General features: G+C 63.3%; 21 protein-coding genes. 9 read left to right on the top strand and 12 right to left on the bottom strand.

The window, feature by feature from the left end; all coding sequences use genetic code 11:
* Positions 1–10: 10 nt before the first annotated feature.
* The gene (locus tag INS93_RS16360) at positions 11–1,435 is read right to left on the bottom strand and encodes an HD domain-containing phosphohydrolase (protein WP_192983904.1); all 1,425 of its coding nucleotides are present in this window, start codon (positions 1,433–1,435) and stop codon (positions 11–13) included.
* Positions 1,436–1,536: 101 nt separating this feature from the next.
* Between INS93_RS16360 and INS93_RS16355 the strand changes: the two genes are divergently transcribed.
* Positions 1,537–2,310: an alpha/beta fold hydrolase gene (locus tag INS93_RS16355; protein WP_192983901.1), complete on the top strand. Its 774-nt coding sequence runs from the start codon at positions 1,537–1,539 to the stop codon at positions 2,308–2,310.
* Between the two features lie 70 nt (positions 2,311–2,380).
* Here the strand turns inward: INS93_RS16355 and INS93_RS16350 are convergent, their stop codons facing one another.
* Together INS93_RS16350 and araD1 are read right to left on the bottom strand one after the other, a co-directional pair.
* Positions 2,381–3,964, bottom strand: coding sequence for an aldehyde dehydrogenase (NADP(+)) (locus INS93_RS16350; RefSeq protein WP_192983899.1), 1,584 nt, complete (start codon positions 3,962–3,964; stop codon positions 2,381–2,383).
* 207 nt (positions 3,965–4,171) lie between these two features.
* The gene (araD1, locus tag INS93_RS16345; protein ID WP_192983897.1) at positions 4,172–5,173 is read right to left on the bottom strand and encodes an AraD1 family protein; all 1,002 of its coding nucleotides are present in this window, start codon (positions 5,171–5,173) and stop codon (positions 4,172–4,174) included.
* Between the two features lie 133 nt (positions 5,174–5,306).
* Here araD1 and INS93_RS16340 point away from each other — a divergent pair, with 133 nt between their 5' ends.
* The gene (locus INS93_RS16340; RefSeq protein WP_192983895.1) at positions 5,307–6,251 is read left to right on the top strand and encodes a LysR family transcriptional regulator; all 945 of its coding nucleotides are present in this window, start codon (positions 5,307–5,309) and stop codon (positions 6,249–6,251) included.
* Positions 6,252–6,259: 8 nt separating this feature from the next.
* On the opposite strand, the gene INS93_RS16335 is transcribed toward INS93_RS16340, so the two are convergent.
* Complete coding sequence (locus INS93_RS16335; RefSeq protein WP_192983893.1) at positions 6,260–7,399, bottom strand: iron-containing alcohol dehydrogenase; 1,140 nt, start codon at positions 7,397–7,399, stop codon at positions 6,260–6,262.
* A gap of 161 nt (positions 7,400–7,560) precedes the next feature.
* On the opposite strand from INS93_RS16335, the gene INS93_RS16330 reads away from it, so the two are divergent.
* Entirely contained in the window at positions 7,561–8,493 is a 933-nt protein-coding gene (locus tag INS93_RS16330; protein WP_192983891.1) for a LysR family transcriptional regulator, read from the top strand.
* A 170-nt stretch (positions 8,494–8,663) separates the two neighbouring features.
* Here INS93_RS16330 and INS93_RS16325 read toward each other — a convergent pair whose 3' ends face one another.
* Positions 8,664–9,845, bottom strand: coding sequence for a fumarylacetoacetate hydrolase family protein (locus tag INS93_RS16325; RefSeq protein WP_192983889.1), 1,182 nt, complete (start codon positions 9,843–9,845; stop codon positions 8,664–8,666).
* A 158-nt stretch (positions 9,846–10,003) separates the two neighbouring features.
* Here INS93_RS16325 and INS93_RS16320 point away from each other — a divergent pair, with 158 nt between their 5' ends.
* The 5 genes from INS93_RS16320 (at position 10,004) to INS93_RS16300 (ending at position 15,208) form a co-directional block, all read left to right on the top strand.
* Positions 10,004–10,960, top strand: coding sequence for a LysR family transcriptional regulator (locus INS93_RS16320; protein WP_192983886.1), 957 nt, complete (start codon positions 10,004–10,006; stop codon positions 10,958–10,960).
* A 155-nt stretch (positions 10,961–11,115) separates the two neighbouring features.
* Positions 11,116–12,099, top strand: coding sequence for a tripartite tricarboxylate transporter substrate binding protein (locus INS93_RS16315; RefSeq protein ID WP_192983883.1), 984 nt, complete (start codon positions 11,116–11,118; stop codon positions 12,097–12,099).
* Positions 12,100–12,169: 70 nt separating this feature from the next.
* Positions 12,170–12,619 carry a tripartite tricarboxylate transporter TctB family protein gene (locus tag INS93_RS16310; RefSeq protein WP_192983880.1) on the top strand — a complete coding sequence of 150 codons (450 nt, stop codon included), beginning with the start codon at positions 12,170–12,172 and terminating at the stop codon, positions 12,617–12,619.
* 10 nt (positions 12,620–12,629) lie between these two features.
* Positions 12,630–14,165 carry a tripartite tricarboxylate transporter permease gene (locus INS93_RS16305; protein WP_160016893.1) on the top strand — a complete coding sequence of 512 codons (1,536 nt, stop codon included), beginning with the start codon at positions 12,630–12,632 and terminating at the stop codon, positions 14,163–14,165.
* Entirely contained in the window at positions 14,162–15,208 is a 1,047-nt protein-coding gene (locus tag INS93_RS16300; RefSeq protein ID WP_192983878.1) for an Ldh family oxidoreductase, read from the top strand. The genes INS93_RS16305 and INS93_RS16300 overlap by 4 nt, the downstream gene beginning before the upstream one ends.
* 191 nt (positions 15,209–15,399) lie before the next feature.
* Here INS93_RS16300 and INS93_RS16295 read toward each other — a convergent pair whose 3' ends face one another.
* The 6 genes from INS93_RS16295 to INS93_RS16270 form a co-directional block, all read right to left on the bottom strand.
* Positions 15,400–16,605, bottom strand: coding sequence for an alpha-hydroxy acid oxidase (locus INS93_RS16295; protein ID WP_192983875.1), 1,206 nt, complete (start codon positions 16,603–16,605; stop codon positions 15,400–15,402).
* A gap of 133 nt (positions 16,606–16,738) precedes the next feature.
* Entirely contained in the window at positions 16,739–17,587 is an 849-nt protein-coding gene (locus INS93_RS16290) for a fumarylacetoacetate hydrolase family protein (RefSeq protein ID WP_160016900.1), read from the bottom strand.
* Positions 17,584–18,504 carry an NAD(P)-dependent oxidoreductase gene (locus tag INS93_RS16285; RefSeq protein WP_192983873.1) on the bottom strand — a complete coding sequence of 307 codons (921 nt, stop codon included), beginning with the start codon at positions 18,502–18,504 and terminating at the stop codon, positions 17,584–17,586. The genes INS93_RS16290 and INS93_RS16285 overlap by 4 nt, the downstream gene beginning before the upstream one ends.
* 65 nt (positions 18,505–18,569) lie before the next feature.
* Positions 18,570–19,592 (bottom strand): TRAP transporter substrate-binding protein, encoded by a 1,023-nt coding sequence (locus tag INS93_RS16280; RefSeq protein WP_192983871.1) that lies wholly within the window; start codon positions 19,590–19,592, stop codon positions 18,570–18,572.
* Between the two features lie 103 nt (positions 19,593–19,695).
* Positions 19,696–20,976 (bottom strand): TRAP transporter large permease subunit, encoded by a 1,281-nt coding sequence (locus INS93_RS16275; protein WP_160016903.1) that lies wholly within the window; start codon positions 20,974–20,976, stop codon positions 19,696–19,698.
* Positions 20,977–21,042: 66 nt separating this feature from the next.
* Positions 21,043–21,546, bottom strand: coding sequence for a TRAP transporter small permease (locus INS93_RS16270; protein WP_160016904.1), 504 nt, complete (start codon positions 21,544–21,546; stop codon positions 21,043–21,045).
* Positions 21,547–21,774: 228 nt separating this feature from the next.
* Between INS93_RS16270 and INS93_RS16265 the strand changes: the two genes are divergently transcribed.
* Complete coding sequence (locus tag INS93_RS16265; RefSeq protein WP_192983869.1) at positions 21,775–23,310, top strand: UxaA family hydrolase; 1,536 nt, start codon at positions 21,775–21,777, stop codon at positions 23,308–23,310.
* Positions 23,311–23,375: 65 nt separating this feature from the next.
* On the opposite strand, the gene INS93_RS16260 is transcribed toward INS93_RS16265, so the two are convergent.
* On the bottom strand, positions 23,376–24,356 hold the full coding sequence (locus INS93_RS16260; protein ID WP_178094552.1) for a GntR family transcriptional regulator: 981 nt from the start codon (positions 24,354–24,356) through the stop codon (positions 23,376–23,378).
* Between the last annotated feature and the right edge of the window lie 266 nt (positions 24,357–24,622).

Raw genomic sequence — 24,622 nt, 5'->3', positions numbered from 1 at the left:
CGGCCTCGCCTCAGATCACCCCCAACGTCAGCGCCTTCAAGGTCGCCGCCGCGCGCGTGGAACACTGCAGCTTGCGGAACACACTCTCGACATGAGTACGCACCGTGCTTGGGCTGATGCCCAGGTCGCGCGCCACTTCCTTGTTGCTCGCCCCGCTGCTGATGCGCTGGAGGATCTGCGTCTCGCGTTCGCTTAGCAGGCCGTTGCCGGGCTTGCTGACCATCGGCGCCTGTTCGCCATGAGCGGCGCTGATTACCGCCTGACAGGCGCGTGGCTCGAAGCGGCCCTGCTCGGCTTCATCCAATAACATGCGGGCGGCATCAGCGTCGCTGAAGGCCGCGCGCCAGGGGCGTTCGCCGCGCAGTGCCAGCCAGGCCAGGGCGGCGCTCAGCAGGCGGTGTTCAGGGCTCAGGGCGTCGCCACTCAACGAGCGGAAATAGCCGCTGCCATCCAGACGTTCGTAGGCATGCGCGGCCAGTTGTCCAGCTTCGTTCAGGCCACCTATCTGGCTGCAGGCGCGGTGCGTCCAGTAGGGCACCAGGCGCACCGCCTCGAGATCACCGTCGAGCAGCGGGCCGGGCGTACTCCAGATTCGATTGGGCACTGCCGCCCGGCCCAGGCCGTGGATCAGCGCCGCCTTGGCGAGCAGTTCGATGCGCGGCTCGGGCAACCCCCATAGCCGACCGGCGTCGCGCACCAGGCTCGCGGCCTGGCGTGAATAGCCGGCCAGCCAGGGCAGTTTTAGGTCGATCACGTCGCCCACCAGGGTCAGGGAAACCTTCGCCCCGCCGACAGGCTGCACGCCCTCGGGTGTGCGCAGCGCTTGCAGCCAATCCGCTGCGTGGCGGCTGAGCAGATCGACGAGAGCAGCGGGATAACGGCGATCGCCCTGAGCGCCGATCCATTCAAGCGCCGCGTCCAGGCCGTGGGCGCGCGAGAGGATTTCCAGGTCGCCCGCCAACACGACCTGATACACCACCGGCGGGATATCGGGGTGACGCAGGCCCAGCGGGCGACCGCTGCCGTCGAAGCACTCGAAGATATGGCGCAGACCTCGCTCGACCTCCACCCCCAGCGCCAGGGTGCGGGCGATATCGCCGGCGATCTCGCAATGCACCTGGGCCAGCGGCGTGGTGCGCAGCATGGCGCGTTGGCCGGCGGCATCCAGGGTTTGTGCCAGCATGGCGCGGCGGCCGCCGACGTCGTCACCGAGCAGATGCATGAAGCCATCGGCGTTGGCGGTACAACCGGACCAACGCAGCAGCCCCACCTGCCGGGCCGCATCGATTTGCGCCTGATCGCCGCCACCGACCTGCACCAGCCATTGCGCCAGGCGCGCGGTACGCCGCGACTGATCGATGGGCTGGCCCATGCTCAGGTCACCGACCATGGCCAGCGCCAGCATGACGTCTTCCAGCGCGACGGCGTCATTCACCTTGCAGCTCTCCTTTATTTGCAGGCCTCGGATAAACGACCGATACCGGGACACCGGCGCATTATCGACACTGAACTCCCCCAAGCACAGGAGATTCAATCATGTTCAATACCAAGCCGCTGATCCTCGCCCTCGCCATCGCCAGCCCCTTCTTCGCAGTCAATGCCCAGGCCGCCGACGCCAAGCCTTCGGTGGTGATCGTCCACGGCGCCTTCGCCGACGGTTCCGACTGGGCCAAGGTCGTGCCGCTGCTGCAGGATAAGGGCATCAAGGTGACCGTGGTGCAGAACCCGTTGACCTCGCTGGCCGACGACGTCGCCGCTACCCAGCGCGTGCTGAACAATCAGGATGGCGACGTGGTGCTGGTCGGCCACTCCTGGGGCGGCACGGTGATCAGCCAGGCTGGTGGCGACGACAAGGTGCGTAGCCTGGTCTATGTCGCGGCGTTCGCACCGAATGCCGGCCAATCCACCGGCGAGCTGTACGGCGGCTATCCCACCGCGCCGGGCTCGAGCCAGATCGCGGCGGACAAGAACGGCTTCCTCTACCTGACGCCGCAAGGCATGGCCGCTGACTTCGCTCAGGATCTGCCTGCCAAGCAGACGGCGATCATGACCGCCACGCAAGGCCCGATCCGCGCTGCGGCCTTCGATGACCGCACCAGCGTCGCGGCCTGGAAGCAGAAGCCGTCCTGGTACCTCGTCGCCAGCGATGACCGCATGATCGTGCCGCAGATGCAGCGCGACTTCGCCAAGAAGATCGGCGCGCAGACCACCGAGGTCGTCGCCAGCCACGTGCCGCAGCAGTCGCGCCCGGCCGATGTGGCCAAGGTGATCATTCAGGCGGTGGAGAAAACCCAGGCCGCCGCCAAATAAGAACGCAGCCGCCTGAATGAAAAATGCCGCACCTTTACGGGTGCGGCATTTTTTCGTTGCAGCGTGCCGATCAGCTCAGCGCGTCACGGCTGTGCACGCCGTCGACCAGGCGCTGAATGCCCAGCGGGTTTGCGTTCTGCAGAGCTTCCGGCAGCACCTCGTCCGGGTAGTTCTGGTAGCACACCGGACGCAGGAAGCGATGGATCGCCAGGGTACCGACCGACGTACCACGAGCGTCGGACGTTGCCGGGTACGGGCCGCCATGGACCATGGAATCGCAGACTTCCACGCCAGTCGGGTAACCGTTGAGCAGCACGCGGCCGGCTTTGACTTCCAGCAGCGGCAGCAGGTCGCGGAAGGCGGTGAGGTCTTCACGCTCGGCGATCAGGGTCGCGGTCAGCTGGCCGTGCATGCTCTGCAGGGCACGGGTCAGCTCGGCGCTGTCGGCGACTTCGACGACGATGGTGGTCGGGCCGAAGACTTCTTCCTGCAGCAGGTGGTCGCCTTCGAGCAGCATGCTCACATCGGCCTTGAACAGCTGCGGCTGCGCCTGGTTGCCGGCCTGCTCGTTGCCCGCCAGGTGAGTGACCTTGGCATGGCCTTTGAGCTGCGCCACGCCACCGGCGTAGCTGCGCAGGGTGCCGGCGTTGAGCATGGTCTGCGCCGGCTGCGCGCCCATGGCATCGGCCAGGCCGGCGACGAACTCACTGAACTCGGCGCTGCGAATGCCGATGACCAGGCCTGGATTGGTGCAGAACTGACCACAACCCATCACCACCGAACCGGCCAGTTCCTTGGCCACGGTGGCGCCACGCGCCTTCAGGGCGCCCGGCAGGACGATCACCGGGTTGACGCTGGACATCTCGGCGAACACCGGGATCGGCTGCGGACGGGCAGCGGCCATGTCGCACAGGGCGCGACCGCCTTTGAGCGAACCGGTGAAGCCAACAGCCAGGATGGCCGGGTGTTTGACCAGAAGCTCGCCGACACCGCCGCCAAAGATCATGTTGAACACGCCCTTGGGCATGCCGGTTTTCTCGGCCGCACGGATCACTGCATCAGCCACACACTCGGCAGTGGCCATGTGGCCGCTGTGCGCCTTGAACACCACCGGGCAACCGGCGGCCAGGGCCGACGCGGTGTCGCCACCAGCGGTGGAGAAGGCCAGCGGGAAGTTGCTGGCGCCGAACACGGCGACCGGGCCGACACCGATCTGGTACTGACGGATATCCGGGCGCGGCAGTGGCTGACGATCCGGCAGCGCGCGGTCGATGCGCGCACCATAGAAGTCGCCACGACGCAGCACCTTGGCGAACAGACGCATCTGGCCACTTGTACGACCACGTTCGCCCTGGATGCGGGCAGCCGGCAGTGCGGTTTCGCGGCAGACAAGGGCAACGAAGTCATCACCGAGGGCATCGATCTCGTCGGCAATGGCCTCGAGGAACTCGGCGCGGCGAACGGCCGACAGGTTGCGATAGATCGGATAAGCAGCGGCGGCAGCCTGGGCTGCAGCGTCGACTTCTTCCGGCGTGGCCTGGATGAAGGTGTATGGCAGCGCTTCACCGCTGCTGGCGTCGAGGCTTTTGTGCTCCACGGTGCCCGCGGCGCGGCGCTCACCGCCGATGTAATTGTGGCCAGTCAGACTCAGCATGGCGTTCTCCTGTCAGGAGGGACGGCGACGCCGCCCCGGGACAATGAATGAGGCCTCGACCTTTTGGGTCGAGGGGTGACAACTCTACTTCAGTTGTCAGACATATGATAAGTGATAACTTCGGAATTCGTCCCCTCATGAGGGCGCAATCCGCAATCCGCCGAGCGGAATTTCGACCCGACAGCCTGCCGTCGGGCCGCAAAAACCTTACAACCGACGCACCTCGCCGACCTTCACGGCGGGCTGGTGAATGCGGATGCCATTGCGCAGCGGCTCGCCCAGCGCATCGAGACTGATCTCGAAGGTATCGCCCGGCTGCGCCTTGATGCCGTCGGCGAACGACAGCGTCGCGGTGCCGAAGAAGTGCACATGCACATCGCCGGGACGCAGGAACTGGCGGTACTTGAAGTGGTGGTACTCGAGGTTCTCCAGGCTGTGGCACATGTTGTCCTCACCGGAGAGGAACTCCTTCTCCCACAGCACCTTGTCGCTCCGACGAATACGGCTGATGCCGGACAGGTGACGCGGCAGCTCGCCGATCAGCATTTCCGGGCCGAAGGAACAGAAGCGCAACTTCGAGTGGGCCAGGTACAGGTAATTCTTGCGCTCTACCACATGGTCGGAGAACTCGTTGCCAAGGGCGAAGCCGATGCGATACGGCTGGCCATCCTCGCCAATCACATAGAGGCCGGTCAGCTCGGGCTCCTCACCGAAGTCCTCGGCGAAGTCGGGCACCGGGAAGTCCTCGCCAGGGCGAACCACGATGCTGCCATCACCTTTGTAGAACCACTCCGGCTGCGCGCCTTCGCTGCCTGCGGCCGGGCGACCGCCGGCCATGCCCCACTGGAACATCTGCATGGTGTCGGTGAGCTTGCCTTCGGCCTGCTGCGCCTCGACCTGCTGGTGCATCTTGTCGCGGGTGGAGGCGCTGCCCAGGTGGGTCAGGCCGGTGCCGGACACCAGGCAGTGCGCCGGATCGGCGTGATCCAGCGGCGCCAATACACGGCGCTGCTCGATCAGTTCGGCATAGACCGGGCCAGGCTCGACGCCCAAGCGCTCGATCTCGGCGATCAGGCCATGGCCGTTACGGATCGCCTGCAGCGCCAGCTCACGGGTCGTGGCCACACCCTTTACTACGCTGACGCGCGCCTCACCGACGACGCCGACCTGACGCTGGCCCTGCTCGTTCTCAAACTGAATCAGCCGCATTGCAGCACTCCTGCCGTTTTTTCTGTTGTTCTTGTGCGTCGCGTTTGCGACGTTGCTGGCGGGCACTTTAAAAACTGCCCGCAGTGCTGCCTAATGAAAGCTTCTGATTAGGTGATAACTTTTCGTCATCCCCATGCTGCCTCCTCTGACCTACATCGTTTCCCGCCTGCGTATTCGCCAGTTGCGACTGCTGATCGCCCTCGACGAACTGGGCACTCTGCATCGCGCGGCCGAGCGCATCGCCATCAGCCAGCCGGGCGCGACCAAGGCGTTGCACGAAATCGAGACGACCTTCGGTACGCCGCTATTCACACGCTCGGCACAGGGACTGCAAGCCAATGACCTGGGGCGTTGCGTGATCCGCTATGCGCGGCTCATCCACTCGGATCTGGCGCACCTGCATGAGGAAATGCAGAGCATCCTGCAAGGTCATGGCGGCCACCTGGCGATCGGCACCATCGCAGGCTCGGTGCCGCTGGTGCTGCGCGCACTCACCAGCCTGCGGCAGATGCAACCGGACATCTCCGTGCAGATCGTCGAAGACATCAGCCCGCGCTTGCTCAAGCTGCTCGACGAAGGCCGCCTGGACCTGGCCATCGCCCGAACCAGCGGCAGCCAGCACCCGGACGACTACGAATGCCTGAGCCTGCACGCCGAACGCCTGGCGCTGGTGGCCGCGCCGCAGCATCCGCAGCAGGCAAACCCGGCACTGAGCCTGACCGATCTGAGCGGCTACAGCTGGGTGGTCTACCCCACCGGCACTCCGATGCGCACGGTGCTGGAGCGCGAGTTCGGCGAAGCCGGCCTCGAGTTTCCCCGCTACCCGCTGGAGACCTCCTCGACCTTCACCATGCTCAGCCTGCTGCAGGAAGACCCGCAGTTGGTGGCGGTGATGCCCCACTCCATCGCCTGCTCCAGCGAGAGCTTCGGCCTGCTGCGCCGCCTGCCCCTGGAGCTGCAGACGCGCAACGAGCCTTGTTCGATCATCCATCGCCGCGGCAGCAGCCTGTCGCCGCTGGCGAGCCTGCTGCTGGAGCACCTGCGCAGCGAGCAGGACGCCCTGTACGAAGGCACCTAGCCCGCCACTTACATGGACTGGCGCAGCAACTCGGCGTAGTCCTCGGCACTCGCCAGACGCGGGTTGGTCTTGTGGCTATGGTCAGCCAGCGCACCTTCGATGATCGCCGGGAACAGCGACTCGTCCACGCCCATCTCCGCCAGCCCCGAAGGCATGCCGAGGCGACGGTTCATCTCACGAATCGCCGGGATGATTTCCTCGGCACTCCCCAGGCCCATAGCCTGAGCGATGCGCTGCAGTTTCTGCTCATCACGCACCGAGTCAGACTGCGCATTGAAGGCGATAACCGCCGGCAGGAATACCGCGTTGAGGGTCCCGTGGTGCAACCTTGGGTTGATGCCACCCAGAGCGTGGCTGAGGCTATGTACGCAGCCGAGGCCCTTCTGAAAGGCCAGGGCGCCCTGCATCGAGGCGCTCATCATGTTCAATCGCGCTTCCCGGTCACCAGGCGTACGGGTTGCGCGTTCGATATGTCGCCATGCGCGCCACAGGCCGTCCAGGGCGATGCCATCGGCAGGCGGATTGAACGCCGGCGCCATGAAGGTTTCCAGGCAATGGGCGATGGCATCCATCCCCGTGGCAGCAGTCAATTGTGCAGGCAGGCCAAGAGTCAGCTCAGGGTCGCAGATAGCTGAACGCGGAATCAGATAGGGCGAGATCACGCCAACCTTGCGACCATCATCAAGAATCAGGATGGCACCACGACCGACTTCGCTACCCGTGCCGGCAGTGGTGGGGATAGCAATCACCGGCGCAGTGGCTGCGGTGATACGGGTCAGCCCGCCTTCGATCACGGCGAACTGCTTCAGCGGGCCTTCATGGGTGCCGCACACGGCGACGCCCTTGGCCAGGTCGATGGAGGAACCACCGCCGACTGCGATGATGCCATCGAAGCCCCCGTCGCGATAACGCGCCGCCGCAGCACGCACCACGCCTTCGTTCGGGTTCGGCGGCGTCTGGTCGAAAACTTCCGCAATAGCAGGGTCGGCTAACTGCCCCAGAACCTTGTCGACGATACCTGCGGCCCGCACCCCCGTATCAGTCACGATGAAGGGCCGGGTGATTCCAATGCGCTGACACTCGGCGGCCAACTGGCCGAGGACGTCATAACCGAACTGGACTTGAGTGAGGTAGTTGATCAGTGCCATGGGGGAGCCTCTGCTTGTTTTTGTAATAGCAGGCAGCGGAAAACGTCGAGTAAGATCACTCGGACATTCTCACGGATAGCCTTGCCGCCCAGGCAAACTATGAGATAGAGGCGCTCCTGACTAATGAGAGGCGCTGATACTGCTATAAGGGAAAGCTATACATGCTGCCATCCGTCTCCTCCATTTTTTCCCGCCTGCGCTTCCGGCAACTGCGCCTGCTGATCGCCCTCGGCGAACAGGGCTCATTGATCAAAGCCGCAGAGCTGATCTCAATCAGCCAACCCGGGGCGACCAAGGCGTTGCAGGAAATAGAGACCACGCTGGGCGCGCCGCTGTTCGTACGCACCAATCGCGGCCTGGAGGCCAACGAGCTGGGACACTGCGCGATTCGCTACGCCAAGCTGATCCAGACAGACCTGACTCACCTGCGCGAAGAAATGCTGGGTATTCTCCAAGGCCACGGCGGACGCCTGTCGGTCGGAGTGATCATGGGCGCGGTACCGTTCATGACGGATGCGTTGACCCAGTTGCTGGAGGCGCACCCGGATCTGTCCGTGGAGATAGTCGAAGACACCAGCGCGCGGCTGCTCAGCCTGCTCGATCAAGGCCGCCTCGATCTGGCGATCTGCCGCACCAGCATCAGCCGCCAGCCAGAGCACTACGACTGCATCGACGTGCGTGACGAAACCCTGGCCGTGGTCGCCAACCGTAATCATCCGCTAGCCGGACGCGCACAACTGGAACTGGCCGACCTGGCTGACAGCCGCTGGGTGGTCTACTCGGCCAACATGCCGATGCGCCTTTCACTGGAGCGGGAATTTCAGCAGGCAGGGCTACGCTTCCCCCTGCAACTGCTGGAAACCACCTCGGCCTTCACCACCCTGTCGCTGCTGCAGAAAAACCCGGAGCTGGTCGCCCTGCTGTCGACCGACGTGGCGCGCTTCTGCACGGGCTTCGGCATGGCCTGCATCCTGCCGCTGAGCCTGCAGAGCCGCAGCGAGCCTTACCAGCTGATCACCCGGCGCGGAGTGAGTCTGTCATCGATCAGTCGCCTGTTCATGGCGCAGCTCACGCCGCAACAGGACACGCCCTGACAGTTGGTTGCGGGGCGGATCGGGACGCGTAGCTAACGCTCTTTTTGTCCACCATTCCAAAGACGAATGGCGTGATGGCACTTGTAGGAGGGGCTTTAGCCGCGAGCTTTTTGCGCCCTGTCGCGGCTAAAGCCTCTCCCACAGAAAACCTCACCCCCGCAGGCAGGCGCCTAAAGCAGGCCGCGTGCAGCCAGATTGGTCATCAAGGCGTTGAGGCCGAAGTGCCATACCGGAGCCTTGTCGCTGTGGTTGACGCTGTTGTGCAGGGTGCCCAACTGCTCACTGCTGATGATCACGCGATCAGCCAGCTTGTGGGTGAAACCCGCGCCAGGGGCATCACGGTCCTCGGTCGGAGCGAACAGAGTGCCGAGGAACAGCAGGAAGCCATCCGGATACTGGTGATTGCGGTTGAGCGCCTGACCGACCAGATCCAGCGGATCGCGGCTGATCTTGTCCATGGAGCTGCTGCCTTCGAGCACATAGCCGTCAGTGCCCTCGACGCGCAAGCGAACCACCGTATTGCGCACGTCATCAAGGCTGAATGTATCGTCGAACAGGCGGATGAACGGGCCGATGGCACAGGACGCATTGTTGTCCTTGGCCTTGCTCAGCAGCAGCGCACTGCGGCCTTCGAAATCCCGCAGGTTGACGTCGTTACCGAGGGTCGCGCCCAGCACCTCGCCACGGCTATTGACGGCCAGCACGACCTCAGGCTCCGGGTTGTTCCACACCGAGCCTGGGTGGATGCCAATCTCCGCGCCGCTACCAACGGCGGCCAGCACAGGCGCCTTGGTGAAAATCTCGGCATCCGGGCCGATCCCCACTTCCAGGTATTGCGACCATAGGCCCTGCTCCTGCAGCAGCACCTTGACCTGCTGGGCCTTTTCCGAGCCTGGCTTGATGCTGGCAAAATCCTCGCCTAGCACATCCCTGACCTTGGCCCGAACGCCTTCGGCCAGGCTGGCATCACCACCGGCACGCTCTTCGATCACGCGCTCGATCATGCTCGAAGCAAAGGTCACACCCGCCGCCTTGAGCACCTGCAGGTCGGCAGGCGCCAGCAGACTCGGCAGCTCGGGATTGAAGCCAGTACCACTGTTACCCAGCAAGGCCTCGACACTGCACAGCGGCGTGCCGCGCAGACTCTGCAACCCGGCCAGCAGACCCTCCTGCTCGAACAGCCCACTCAGGGTCGGCGCCAATGTGGACAGATCATAGACACCATCCTCACGCAGCAGGATCGGCGCCGGGCCGGCGTACTCTCCGGGCAACCAGGCCCGGCCGACGAGGGTTCCGCGCAAGCTATCGGTAGGCAAGGTGTTGCTGGGTGTGAGGCTGAGAGCGTAGGGCATGGCGGAGTCCTTCTTCTTATGCGACTGGAAATGCCCGCAAGGCACCCTGGGTGCGGTCAGGCCGGCTGACCATATCTCTCCATTCGCGATAACCACCAATGACTAATAGTCAGTCCGCGATATGATCCGGTTATCGAGTACTCCCGAGCACAGCGGCCATGAACCAAACAGGCAATCTCCCGACCCTTCACAACTGGCTACGCTTTCGCCACCTGGCGCTGATCGACAGCCTGGCGCGCACCGGCAATATGCACAGCAGCGCGCAGCAACTGGGGCTGAGCCAGCCGGCGGTAAGCAAGATGCTGCGCGATATCGAAAGCCAGTTCGGCTTCACCCTGTTCGAGCGCCTCAACCGCGAGCTGCCAGCCACCGAGCTAGGCGCCGAGGTGGTTGCCTATGCGCAGCGCGCGCTGAATGACTGCCAGACCTTCAGCTATCGCCTGGAAAGCCTGCGCCAGGGTGGCCACGGCTATCTCAAGGTAGGTGCGATCTTCGCCGCTACTGCCCATGCCTTGCCCGAAACGCTGCTGCGCCTGAAAGGCCGACGGCCGCTGCTGACCATCGAGCTGCTGGAAGACACCAGCGATCACCTGCTCAAGCTGCTCGAGCACAAGCAGCTGGATCTGGTGGTCGGTCGCTTCACCGACCACCAGCAGCGCCAGCGTTTCGACTTCACCGCGCTGGCCGAGGAGCCCTTCATCCTCATCGCCCGAACCGAACATCCGCTGTGCAACAGGCAGCAGGTCTCGCCATCGCAACTTACCGAATGGCCCTGGGTGCTCTACCCACTCAACACCCCACTGCGCCAGTCGCTGGAACAATCGTTCAGCGATGCGGGCGTGAGTCCACCGGCCAACGCCATCGAGACGACCTCCGTACAAACGACGCTGAAAATGCTCTGCAACAGCGACACCCTGGCACTGTTGCCAGAGGCGGTGGTACGGCAGAACCTGCTCGATGGCAGCTTGAAACAAATCCAGACGAGCCTGGCGCCCTCTCCGCTGGCCTATGGCGTGCTGCTGCGCAAGGACGAGCCCGTATCCTCCGCAGCCCGCGACTTCATTGACGCCCTGCGCACCGTCATCCGCGATGAATCATCAGCGAATAACCCCTAGTTATGACTCGATGAAAAAGCCTCATTAGACACCTCCCCGAGAGTTGCCTAGCTTCGGCCAGGCTTTGATTCCACGCCGTGCCGTCTGCCTGGCCGACTTGTTCAAGCGGAACCTAGCTGCACCTCACTCAAAATAACTTCAATAGGTGAACTTTCATGATCAAGCTAAGCACTCTGCTTCGCCCGCTCAGCATCGCCCTCGGCTTTTCCCTTCTGGGCGCCCCAGTTGCAGCCATGGCTGAATACCCGAACAAGCCCATCCAACTGATCGTGCCGTGGGCCGCTGGTGGCGGCAGCGACTCTGCCGCACGCGGCATCGCCACCGCACTGGAGAAGGAGCTGGGCGTCACCATCAACGTCGTCAACCGTCCCGGTGGCGGCAGTGTGGTGGGCCACACGGTCATGGCCAGCGCCAAACCCGACGGCTACACCCTGGGCTTCGTAACCGGTGAGCTGAACATGATGCACTGGCAGGGGCTGACCAAGATCACCCACGAAGACTTCACCCCCCTGGCCATGACCAACTACGACTACCCCGGCGTACAGGTCAGCGCCGATGCACCGTACAACAATGTCGAAGAGCTCCTGAAGGACATTGCCGACAAGCCCCAAGGCACCTTTAAGGCCTCTGGTACCGGCCTGGGTGGCATCTGGCACGTGGCCTTCGCCGGCCTGCTGATGGATCGCGGCATCGAGCCCAACAAGGTCACCTGGATTCCCAGCCAGGGCGCCGCACCGGCCATGGTCGAACTGGCCGCTGGCAGTATCGAACTCGTCCCGTCCTCAGTACCCGAGGCACGCTCGATGATCACAGCCGGCAAGGCCAAGGGCCTGGCCATTCTCTCCCCTGAGCGCAATCCGGCTTTCCCGGATATCCCGACGATCAAGGAAAGCATCGGCAGCGAATACTCACTGGGTGAGTGGCGCGGTGTCGCCGGCCCTAAAGGCATGGACCCTGCCGTGATAGCCAAGCTCGAAGACGCCCTAGAGAAGGCCTACAACAGCGAGTTCTACCAGGACTTCATGAAGCGCCAGGGTTTCGGTGTCGAGTGGCACAAAGGCGCTGATTTCAAGGCGTTCCTGGTCGAGAACAACGCGTACATGGGCGGCATCATCGAAAAGATCGGCATGAAGAAATAAGCCAGATTTTCGATACGGCGCCCCTTCGGGGGGGCCGTTTGCCTTTACTCGGTTGTATGAGAGCTCATCCATGAAAGACCTTCTGTTCGGTCTGATCTTCATCGCCCTGGGTCTGGGTGTATGGCTGATGGCCCGCGAGTTTCCGGTAGTGCCCGGCATGCAGTACGGCGCCGATTTTTTCCCCACGCTGATCGCCATAGGCATGGCCGTCGGTGGGGCATTGCTCAGTTTCAGCGCCGTACGCCAGCTGCGCGCTGAAGGTACTGACGGCACATTCGGGTTCGGCCTGCCGCCACTGGGCGTGTTACTGCCTTGCGCACTGGTCGTGGCCTACATCTACCTCAGCGAAGTCATCGGCGCCGCCCCGATGATGCTGTTGATCATGCTGACACTGCTGATCCAGCGTGGCGTACGCCTGATGCCATCTCTGGTCATCAGCCTCGTGGCCACCGCAGTCATCAGTCTCTCCTTTGGTCACCTGCTCAAGGTTCCATTGCCCATCGGGCCCCTAGGTTTCTGAGGAGCCATCCATGAACGCATTACTCGACGGCATTCTGCTCGTCTTCAATTTCCAGACGCTGCTGGTGATCCTGCTGGCCGCTCTGTTCGGTGTCTTCGTCGGCGCCATTCCGGGCCTGTCCGCCACCATGGCTGTCGCGCTGCTGGTCCCGATCACTTTCGCCATGGACCCGACCGCTGCCATTGCGGCAATCATCACCACCGCAGCCATGGCCATCTTCGCCGGCGACATTCCAGGCACCTACCTGAACATCCCGGGAACACCTGCCTCTGCCGCCTATGTTGCCGACTCTGCGGCTCTTGGCAGGGCGGGACGAGCGCGTGAAGCACTGGGCCTGAACCTTACCTGCTCGGTGATCGGGGGCCTGACCGGAACACTGGTGCTGGTCATGATCGCCCCTTCCCTGGCCGAATTTGCCCTTAACTTCAGCTCGTACGAATATTTCTGGCTGGCCGTACTCGGCCTGGGCAGCGCGGTATTCATCTCCACCGGCTCGGCGGTAAAAGGCTTCCTGTCGTTGATGGTCGGCCTGCTGCTGGCCACGGTCGGCCTGGACATGGTCACCGGCGCACCGCGCTTCACCTTCGATGTGCCCGACCTGATGGGGGGCATCAACTTCATCCCGGTAATGATTGGTTTCTTCGCCATGTACGAGGTGATGAAGCTCTATTCCATCCCCCGCGACAAGACGCGCGAGCAGGACGTGGCGCAAACCATCGCCCCCCAGCATGGCAGCGTCTTCGGCTTGGTGCCGACGCACCTCAAGCGCTACTGGAAGAACGTGATTCGCGGCAGCAGCCTGGGTGCCTTCATCGGCGCGCTGCCAGGTGCCGGCGCGGACATAGCCGCCTGGATCTGCTACGCCGTCAGCAAGAAGCGCTCGAAAACCCCCGAAGCCTACGGCAAAGGCCATGTCGAAGGGTTAGTGGATGCGGGCTCCGCGAACAATTCGGCCGTCGCAGGTGCCTGGGTCCCGGCGCTAGTGTTTGGCATTCCGGGCGACTCGATCACCGCCATCGTCATTGGCGTGCTGTACATGAAGGGCATGAACCCCGGCCCGACCATCTTCATGGACAACAGCGCCATGGCCTACGGCCTGTTCACCGCGTTCTTCGTCGCCAACCTGATCCTGTTGCCGATCGGTTATCTGGCCATCCGCAGTGCCCATATCTTCGCGGTGACGCCGACACGTGTGCTGATGCCGATCATCCTGTGCTTCTGCATCGTCGGAGCCTTCGCCATCAACAACAGCCTGACCGATGTGTGGATCATGCTGGTCTGCGGCATCGCTGCCTACCTGATCGCCACCGCCGACTTCCCCATCGCCCCCGCAATTCTCGGCTTGGTGCTGGGCAACATTCTCGAAACCAACTTCATGACCTCGATGATCAAGGCCGACGGCAATCTGCTGGCCTTCGTCGAGCGCCCGATCAGCATCGGTCTGGCCCTGCTGGTACTGCTGGTGGCCCTGTTCCCGGTGCTCGCCAAGTACTGGCGCATGCGCTATCCGCGCGCCCTGTCCTCACCCAAGGAAGCCATCGAATGAGCCGCATCGCCCCGGAACAACTGGAACACTTCATCAAGCAGCTCTTTCTCGGGGCAGACGTCAGCCCCGACGTCGCCACGGTGGTCAGCCGCGTGCTGGTCGAAGGCGACCTGCTCGGTCACCACACCCACGGCGTGAAACTGGCCCAGGGCTACCTCAAGGACCTGCGCGCTGGCCAGGCCAAAGGCAACGCCGAAAGCCTGCAGGTCATCCGCCAGACACCGGCGGCACGGCTCTACGACGCCGATTACCTGCTCGGCCCGTACTGCGTCGAACAAGCGCTGGACTTCACCGCCGAGGCCGCGCGTACCTTCGGCATCGGCGTCGCGAGCATCCGCCGCTCGCACCATATCGCCTGCCTCGCCGCCTACCTGCAACGCTATACCGAACAGGATCTGATCGCGCTGGTGTTGACCTCCGATCCGGCGGTGGCCTCGGTGGCGCCGCACGGCGGCCTCGACCCGGTATATACGCCCAACCCGCTGGGTATTGGCATTCCCACCGGCGAGAAGCCGATTCTCATCGACGTCAGCATGTCGACCATCACCAATGGCCTGGTGAACAAGACTCACCAGGCCGGCGGCCAGCTGGAACACGCCGCGCTGATCGGCCCGGATGGCCAACCGACCCGCGATACCGCGGCCTACTTCGGCACGCCGCCGGGCGCGATCCTGCCGCTGGGCAGCCTGGAGTTCGGCCACAAGGGCTTTGCCCTCGGCACCATGATCGAGGCGCTGACGGCGGGGCTGGGTGGTTTCGGCCGCAAGGATGGGGTCAAGCAATGGGGCGCTGCGGTGACCGTACTGACCTTCGACCCAGCGTTCTTCGGTGGCGTCGATGAACTGAAAGCGGAGATGGATCACTTCGTCGGTGCGTGCCTGGAAAGCCGCCCGCGGGTGGCGCAAAACCCGGTGCGCATGCCAGGGCATGCCGGCATCGCGCGTCGGGTCAAAGCCTTCGAACAGGGTCTGGAGTTGCCGGACGACGTGCTGGCGGCGCTGCGTGGAGCGGCCAGTGAGGCGGGGTTCGAGTATCCGTTCTGAAAGCGTACGGATAACCTTGGGGGCGGCATGACCGCCCCTTTTTTGTGCCCTGCGGGCGACAGGTAGGGTGCGCCGCGCGCACCAAGGGTTAATACCGATGATGGAATCGGTGCGCATGGCGCCCCCTACCGGGGCGGAAGAAAAAACTGCCTCGTACCTGCAGATTTGGGGAGTACGAGGCAGTTGGGAAACTAGTTGCGAATCCGCTCAGCCAGGGCGCGCCAATGCGCCGAGTGGATCAGGTCAGGGGTCAGCTCTTCCAGGCTGCTGCAGCCGAGCAGGCCCAGGGTGCGATCCAGCTCCGTGCGCAGGATGCCGATGGCATGCGCCGCACCCGGCCCCTTGCCGGCGGCCAGGCCGTACAGGCCGGCGCGGCCGATCAACACGCCGCTGGCGCCCAAGAGCAGCGCCTTGGCGATGTCGCTGCCGCGACGGAAGCCGCCATCGAGGAAAATCTCCATCCGCCCCTGGTTGATGCGTGCCACCTCCGGCAGGGTTTCCAGCGCCGAGACCGCGCCGTCGAGCTGACGGCCGCCGTGATTGGACAACACCACGCCGTCGACGCCGTACTGCAGGGCCAGGCGCGCGTCATCCGGGTGGATCATGCCCTTGACGATAAGCTTGCCGTGCCAGAGGTCGCGCAACCAGGCGATATCGTCCCAGCTCAGGGTCGGGTCGAGCTCGGCCGCCAGCGCGCTGGCTGCTCCCTTCACCGAGTCCTTGCCGGGCGGCAGCAGGTCGCCGAGGTTGCGAAAGCGCGGCACGCCATCTGGCACCAGCACGTCCCAGATCCACTCGGGGTGACACAGCACATCGAGGCGGTTGCGCAGGTCCAAGTGCAACGGTTTAGCGTAATTGCGCTTGTCCCACTCGCGGTTGCCGAAGATGGCGCTGTCGGTGGTTACCATGATGGCTTCCAGGTTCAGCCGTTTCACCCGCTCGACCAGCTTGGCCACGTGGTCACGAGTGCGATACAGGTAGATCTGCATCCAGGCGCGGATGCCGTCAACAGCGGCGATGTCCTCGATGGAGGTGGTCGAGGCATTGCTCAGTACGAAGGGAATGCCGGCGTCTGCCGCAGCGCGAGCCAAGTGCAGGTCGCCGTCACGGGTCAGCAGGCCGTTGAAGCCGGTCGGGCCGATCATGAACGGCAGTTGCGAGGTGCACCCGAAGAAGCTGCGCCCCAGGCTGCGCTGGCCGACATTGCGCAGGGTGCGCGGCTGCAGGGTCACGCTCTCGAAGATCGAGCGGTTGCGCTTGAGGGTGAACTCATCGTCCGCCCCACCTTCGACGTATTCGAAGGAGAAATTGGGCAGGCGGCGACGGGCCATCTCACGCAGCTCTTCGATGTTCTGCGCACGACGAAAATCGCGCCCCGGATACAGGCGTCGTTTCATGATTGTTTCTCTACAGGTTGCGAACAAGAGTTAGCGAGGGAATGCCTCTGCTCTCGGGAAAGCCCTTACGGACGCTTCAACCCTCTCCCCCAGCCCCTCTCCCGCATGCGGGAGAGGGGAGCAAAGGGCAGTCTCAGCGCTGCCAGGCCACTACTTCCTGGCACTGCTCACCAAGCCCACTGATGCTCAGGCGCATGCGGTCGCCGGCCTTGAGAAACTGCGGCGGCTTCATGCCTGCGCCCACGCCCGGCGGCGTGCCGGTGCAGATCACGTCGCCCGGGTTGAGCGTCATGAACTGGCTGATGTAGCTGACGATCTCGTCGATGGAAAAGATCATCGTGCGGGTGTTGCCGTTCTGCCGGGTCTCGCCGTTCACGCTCAGGTGCATGTCGAGATTGCGCAGGTCGGCAATTTCGTCGGCCGTGACCAGCCACGGGCCGATGGGCGCGAAGGTGTCGCAGCCCTTGCCCTTGTCCCAGGTGCCGCCCCTTTCGAGTTGGTAGGCACGCTCGGACACGTCGTTGACGATGCAGTAGCCGGCAACATGCTCCAGCGCCTGTTCACGCTCGACATATTGCGCCTTGCGGCCAATGACGATGCCCAGCTCCACTTCCCAGTCGGTCTTCTGTGCACCGCGCGGAATGATCACCTGATCGTTCGGCCCGCAGATGGCACTGGTGGCCTTCATGAACAGCACGGGCTCGCTGGGCACCGGCAGGTTGGATTCCTTGGCGTGATCGGCGTAGTTCAGGCCCACGCAGATCAGCTTGCCGACATTGGCGATGGGGGTGCCGATACGCACGCCCTCCTCGACTCGCGGCAGGCTGGCCGGATCGAGCGCACGCAGCTCATCGAGCGCCTTGGCGTCGAGCGTCCGCGGGCTGATATCGAGCACATGCTGCGACAGGTCGCGCAGGCTGCCGTCGGCAGCGACCAACCCCGGCTTCTCTTGGCCCGGCGGGCCATAACGCAACAGTTTCATGCCTGTTCCTCTTCCTTGTAGGCACGTACACGCACGCCGTTGATTTCACCCAACACATCGAACAGGCGCGGTACGTACTTGTCGCCATGACCTAGTGCCTTGGCCAGCATGAAGGTCTGGTACACCGCATCGGACACGATGCCGGTGGTCGGCGTCATCTTGGTCAGCTCGGTGTAATAGCGCATGTCCTTCTCGCAGTTGGCCAGGGCGAACTGCTGCCCGGAATCGTCGCCATGCAGGACGTAGGGAATGATCCGCTCGAAGGTGCGGCTGTAACCGCCGCTCATGCTGCAGATTTCGGCGAACGCAGCCAGGTTGATGCCGTTTTTCGCCGCCGTGCAGAAAGCCTCGGCGAGGATGGTGGCATTGCCCTGGGAAATGAAGTTGTGGATAACCTTGGCCTTGTGACCCGAGCCCAACGGGCCAAGGTAGTGGATGGTCTCGGAGAAGCATTCGAGCACCGGACGCACCCTGTCGAGTACTTCGGCATCGCCACCAGCCAGTACGTTGAGGCGCCCTGCTATAGCATCCTTGGGCGTACGGTTGACCGGCGTATCGAGGTAATGGCCACCCTGTGCAAACACTTGCGCGGCCAGCTCGGCGGTGCGATTCGGATCACCCGTGCTGCAATCGACGACGATCTGCCCCGGGCGCAGGCCAGCGAGGATACCGGTCTCGCCTGCCAGAGCGCGGCTGACTTCCGCCGTGCCTGGCAGACACAGCAGCACCACGTCGACGGCACGCGTCAGCTCGGCGGCGTTGGCGTATTCGTGGGCGCCCTTGCTGACCAGATCCTCGACCGGCTGGCGGTTACGGTGCGCCGTGACAGCGAGGCTGAAGCCCTTGTTCTGGATGTTGCTGGCCATGGCATGGCCCATCAACCCGAGGCCGATGAACCCAACATTGATAGCGGTCATGAGACTCCACCTTGCATGTGGCGGCGATGCCCGGCACATGCGGTGCCGAGCAAGGTCGCAAAGGGTTAATGAGCGTTGCGCACCTTGGCGATCTCGGCGTTCATTTCGGCCATCAGCTCAGGGCCATATTCGGCCACCAGCTTCTCGACGGTCGGACGCACCTGCTCACGCATGCGCTCGATTTCCTCAGGCGCGACTTCGTTGATCTGCATGCCATGCTTGGCCAGCGCTTGGCGCGAGCTGACGTCCATTTCGCGGGAGACCTTGCGTTCGTAGGCCTGGGCTTCCAGAGATGCGCTGCGTACCAGCTCACGCTCGGTTTCGTTGAGCTTGTCCCAGGTACGCTTGCTGAAGATCGCCACCAGTGGATCGTAGAAGTGGCCTGTCAGCGACAGGTACTTCTGCACCTCGTAAAACTTTGAAGTCTCGATAGCTGCCAGCGGGTTCTCCTGGCCATCCACGGTGCGGGTTTCCATCGCGGTGTAGAGCTCGGTGAACGACAACGGCACCACGTTGGCACCCAGCGTACGGAAGGATTCGATGGCAGTAGGTATCTGCTGCAGGCGCAGTTTCAGGCCCTTGAGGTCCTCGACCTTCTCGACCGGATGCTTGCTGTTGGTGACGTGGCGGAAGCCATGATCCCAGTAACCCAGGCCGATCAGGCCGTGCGGTTCCAAGGTGGTCAGCAGGTTCTGCCCGGCTGGACCGTCGAGCACAGCGTCGACCTCTTCGGTGTCCTGGAACAGGAACGGCAGACCATACAGGGCGAAACCCTTCTCGATACCAGAGAGCAGGCCGGGAGTTACCAGCGTCATGTCGACAGTGCCGCCCTGTACGGACGAGATCACCTGCGCATCGCCACCCAGAGTGCCGCTGGCGAAAACCATGACCTTCATCTTGCCGCCGCTCTTTTCCTTGATGATCTCGGCGAATTTCTGCGCGCCCAGGCCGTGCGGGTGATCCTTGGCCTGGACGAAGGCGACCTTGAAGTTGTGGCGATTGATCTCTTCGGCAGCCTGAGTGGCGGCAGACAGCAGCAGGGCCGAAGAGCAAAGCAGTGCGGTGAGGGCTTTAGGGATGAACGTCATGGTGTTTCCTCTTGTTTTTATTGCCGCCACGCATGGCGGGGAAATGGGCGAAACAGCCCGTTGCGCATTCGCAGTCAGAACACGACGAATGCGGCGTTGTCGATCAGTAGAGCCACTGCGCGGGTATCAGCAGCAATTGCGGGAAGGCCAGCAGCAGGCCGATCACCAACAGTTCGGCGAGCAGGAAGGGCAGCACACCGCGAACGGTGGCGACGAAGTCGATCTTCGCCACACCGGCCACCACGTTGAGCACCAACCCCACAGGCGGAGTGATCAGCCCGATGGCGCAGGTCATGACGAAGATCACGCCGAAGTAGATCGGGTCGATACCGGCCGCGACCGCCACCGGCATCATCACCGGGGCTAGGATCAGGATGATCGGTGACATGTCCATGGCCATGCCGATCAGTACGATGATGGCGACGATCAGCAGCATCAGCAGACGCGGGCTGTCCATCAGCGGCTCCAGCACCTCGACCACCGAACTCGGCAGGTCGGCGACGGTGATCATCCAGGCTGCGACCATCGCCGAGGCCACCAGGAACATCACCATCGAGGTGGTCATCACGGAAGACACCAGCACCTGGTACATGCTTTTCCAGGTCAGCTCGCGGTAGATCACCAGCGACACGAACAACGCATAGACAGCAGCCACCACCCCCGCCTCCGTGGGCGTGAAGATCCCGGCGCGCAGGCCAACCAGGATGATTACCGGCAGCAGCAGTGCCCAGATACCTTCGTAGAACGCCTTGGCGACCTCTCGCATCGGTGCTCGCGGGCGGGTAATGAGCGTCTCGCGACGCGAGATGATGGCCCAGGCGAGACACAACGAAGCGCCCATCATCAGACCGGGAGCGATACCGGCGAGAAACAGCTTGGTGATCGACACGTTGGCCGCAACGCCGAACAGAATCAGGCCAATCGAGGGCGGCAGAACCGGGGCAATGATGCCTGACGCAGCGACAAGACCACCGGCGGTCGCCCTGTCATGCCCCACCTTGACCATCATCGGCACCAGCAGCGCGGCCAGTGCAGCTGCATCGGCCGCGGCCGAGCCCGACAGGCTGGCCAGCACACAGGCCGCCAGGATGGTGACGTAGCCAAGCCCGCCCTTGATGTGGCCGACCAGGGCGATGGCCATGTTGACGATGCGCCGGGACAGACCACCGGCATTCATCAGCTCACCGGCGAGCATGAAGAAGGGCACGGCCATCAGCGGGAAGCTGTCGGCACCGTTTACCAGCCCCTGGGCGACGATCTGCGCGTCGAACAGATCGAGGTGATACATCATGGCCAGTGCGCACAGGATCAGCGCATAGGAGATGGGCACGCCAATGGCCATGGCGCCCAGCAGAGACAGCACGAATATCGCGATGATGACCATCACATCACTCCGATTCTTATTATGAAATTGAGCGCCGGCGGCAGGCCGGCGAAATGCCGGAAAGCGCTACTGATGCAGCTCCGCAGGGAGATCGGGGCGCGGTATTTCGCCACCTGCTGCCAGGCGGGCGACTTCGTAGAGATGGATCAGGCAGGCCGAGATACCGAAGAACACACCGGAGCCGTAGAACAGGCCCATCGACCAGCCAGCGACCGGCGACGGCACGTTCCAGTTGATCTCCATCTGCTGCCAACTCCCCCAGAAGAACAGCCCCGAGCAGGCCAGCATCAGCAGTTGGGACAGGATCAGACAGCCGCGTTCCCCCCAGCTCGGCAGCGCCCTTAGCGCCAGGTCCACGCTCATGTGACCGCGCTCGCGCAGCAGCACCACGGCGCCGAGGAACGTCAGCCAGACAAAGGCCCAACGCGAAATCTCTTCGGAAATCAGGATGCTTTCGTTGAAGCCGTAGCGCAGCACGACGTTGCCGAATACCAGCACCACCATGGTCACCAGGCAGATGATCGCCAGCACCTTGAGCAGGGTGAAATAGCCGTCGACGAGCTTATGCATGACGGCACTCCAGCAGACGGACGATGGCGGCGTACAGGCAGGAAGTCGGCTGGCAGCCAACGCTCCCGGAAGGATGGGAATGATCCATCTGGAAAGCCTCACATTGTTGTTTTTGTGCGCTGACAAGCAGCCGTGTGAGGCCGACACTAACATCACAAATTATTGCGTGCAATGTTCATTTTTGTCAGTATCGCGGCCAGACGATCACAACAACAACGAGAACGCGCCATGCAACTCATCACCAACAGCCAGACCGTGGTTATCCTCAGCGACCAGGATTCCGTAGCCGTCGCCCGCCGAGCCCTGGCGCGTGGCAGCCGTGTGGAAAGCATCGCCCTGAACGCCCTGGACGACATTCCCGCCGGGCACAAGATCGCCCGCCGTGCCATCGCCGCCGGCGAAGCCGTGCTCAAGTACGGCCAGGTCATCGGCGTGGCCAGCCAGGACATCGCCGCCGGCGCCCATGTACACACCCATAACGTGTCGATGCCGCAGAGCCACGCCAACAACCAGTTGCCGCCGCCCATCGCACGTACGCCAGTGCTGCCGCCGGAGCAGCGCCGCCGCTTCATGGGCTACCGCCGCCCGGACGGGCGCGTCGGCACGCGCAACTACATCGGCATCCTGTCCACGGTGAACTGCTCGGCGACTGTCTCGCGTGCGGTGGCCGCGCACTTCAACGGCTCGGAACTGCTCAAGCGCTACAACATCGATGGCGTGGTGGCGCTGACCCACGGCAGCGGCTGCGCGATCAACACCGAGTCGGAAGGCTTCAAGTTCCTCGAGCGCAGTATCTGGGGTTACGCCTGCAACCCCAATGTGGCGGGTGCACTGGTGATCGGCCTGGGCTGCGAGACCAATCAGATCAGCTCGCTGATGAAGCGCTACAACATCAGCGAGGGGCCGAACTTCCGCGTCTTCAACATCCAGAATGCTGGCGGCACCCGCGCCAGCATCGCCCGCGCCATCGAGCAGGTGACCGAGATGCTCGAAGCCATCGGCCGCCTGGAGCGCACCTCGGAAAGCGTCGAACACATCATGGTCGGCATGCAGTGCGGCGGCTCCGATGGCTACTCGGGCATCACCGCCAACCCGGCGCTGGGTTATGCCGCCGACCTGCTGGCCCGGCACGGCGGTACCGCCATCCTCAGTGAAACCCCGGAAATCTATGGTGCCGAACACCTGTTGATCGCCCGGGCGATCAGTCATGAAGTCGGCCAGAAGCTGCTCGACCGCCTGACCTGGTGGGAGCAATACACACGCATCAACGGCGCCGAGCTGAACAACAACCCCTCGCCAGGCAACAAGGCCGGCGGCCTGACCACCATCCTGGAGAAATCCCTCGGCGCAGCGGCCAAGGGCGGTACCAGCTCGCTCAACGGCGTGTACGAGTGGGGCGAGCCAATCACCGAGCGTGGCTTCGTGTTCATGGACAGCCCCGGCTACGATCCGGTGTCCGTGACCGGCCAGGTAGCCTCCGGCGCCAACATGATCTGCTTCACCACCGGGCGCGGCTCGGTGTCCGGTTTCAAACCCGCGCCGTGCATCAAGCTGGCCACCAACACCGAGATGTTCCGCAAACTCGAGGAGGACATGGACATCAACTGCGGTGGCATCGTCGACGGTGAGCTGAGCATCGCCGAAGCCGGGCAGAAGATCTTCGACATCCTCATCGAGATCGCCTCGGGCGAGCCGTCCAAGAGTGAGCTGTACAACTACGGCGATAACGAATTCGTGCCGTGGCAGGTGGGTGCGGTGACCTGATTTGCGGGGCGAGGCGGCGCACCCTGAGACGAAGGGTGCACCGTGCGTACCACAGGCCGAACGACCTAGGCTTCGATCCGCTCCAGATACGGCACTGCAGCGATCTGGTTATGCTCGCGGAACTGCGCCAGACGCTGCTTGACCTTGTGCTCGGCGATCACCAGGTGTTCCTCCATGCTCTGCGCCGCCAGATCGGGGCGACCGGCCTGCAGGTTCTCGAAGATGCTCAGGTGCTCGCGGAAGAAGGGTTCTTCATCGGGGAAGTAGCTCTTGTCCAACAGGATGTGCTTACCCGACAGCAGCAACGAGTGGGTACGCCGCAGGATCTGCAACATCTGCCGGTTGGGGCAGCAGCCGAGGGTTTCAATGTGCAGGTCGCTTTCCAGTTCGTCGAACTGGCGACTGTCCATGTCCGGGTAGAGCGCCATGGCCTGGTGCAGACGCTCGATGTAACCCTCGATCCGCTCGGGTTCGATGAACTCCGCAGCGCGCACCAGCACGTAAGGCTCCAGGCGTCGGCGCACCTCATAGAGTTCGCCGAGTCGCTCCTCGTTCCACTGCCCGAGCTGCCAGCGCGAGCGCTCGTCGCGCTCGACCAGGCCCATCAGCGACAAGCGCGTCAGTACCTGGCTAGAGACCGTACGGCTGATGGCGTAGTGGCGAGACAGTTCGAGTTCGTTGATGCGATAGGTGCCGAACAGCGACTGGTGCAGCAGGTCGCGTTCGATCTGATCGTAGACGGACTTCCAGGTTTCCGTCTTGCGCGGGGCCTGAGTGCGGTCATCCGTCAGTTTGAAATCGCTCGCCTCCAGCGTGCGCCGCAACACCTTGCCAGGCTGCGCCCCGACCAGATAACCACGACCGTCGAACGTGCAGACCAGACCTGCCTGATGCAGATTGAGCAGCGCCTGGCGCACAGGTGAACGGCTCACACCGAACAGATCCGCCAGGGGGCCTTCGAGCAGCAACGTTCCCGACTTGAGGCGACCTTTGCGGATGCTCGTTGCGATGAGTTCGAACAACTGATCGTTGAGATGCTTCTTCATTATTGTTTTCGGGTCGTATGTGGGAAGGGGAAGAACCGCAGAGCGCCATACCCCGCAATACTCCTACATATGACAGCCTCATACAAAACAGCTATTGCATGCAATGTTCTTTATCGACAACTCGTTGCACCATGACGACATGCGCCACCCGATGTGCACGCCCTCACAACGAGCGCAACCGGTGATCCCCAGTGCCTCGCAAGCGCAAGCAGCCGTTCGGTCACAACCCGTTGATGACGTGCTTTCGCTTGCGCCCCAACAGCGAG

The organism is Pseudomonas sp. EggHat1 (assembly GCF_014892995.1).
GTDB classification, from domain to species: Bacteria; Pseudomonadota; Gammaproteobacteria; order Pseudomonadales; family Pseudomonadaceae; genus Aquipseudomonas; species Aquipseudomonas chaetocerotis.
This window is presented reverse-complemented; position numbering and strand designations above follow the sequence as displayed.